The organism is Streptococcus oralis, from assembly GCF_001578945.1.
In the GTDB taxonomy this organism is placed as follows: Bacteria; Bacillota; Bacilli; order Lactobacillales; family Streptococcaceae; genus Streptococcus; species Streptococcus oralis_Q.
The window spans coordinates 1-328 of record NZ_KQ969647.1 but is presented as its reverse complement, the minus strand read 5'-3'; the positions used below and the strand labels follow the sequence as shown (position 1 = coordinate 328).

Sequence of the window (328 nt, the reverse complement as noted above, 5' to 3'; positions counted from 1 at the left end):
GGCAAAATAGACTCCATGATACCCCTTGGTGGAGATTACCGATTACCCACTACAGATATCATAGAGTTAAAATTTTGCAACAGTACAACAGAACGATAAGATAAAATGTTCGATATTGATTGCATTATTTAAATAAAACAGAAATTGCAAAAAAGTGAACAAAATAAAACAAAAATTCTTGACAACGATTTCATATAGTGCTATACTTAGATTGTAAAAGTTAATCGAAAGAAGGAAAACATTATGGGATTAGATCATTTCTTTGACAAAGACCTTGTGTTTTGCTTAGAAGCGGATAATCAAGAACAACTCTTCAATAAAGTAGCTA

At 30.8% G+C, this 328-nt stretch carries 1 pseudogene; it reads left to right on the top strand.

The features are described from left to right. Positions 1 to 243: 243 nt before the first annotated feature. Positions 244 to 328, top strand: a pseudogene (locus SORDD16_RS12120) (PTS sugar transporter subunit IIA); the annotation flags it as partial.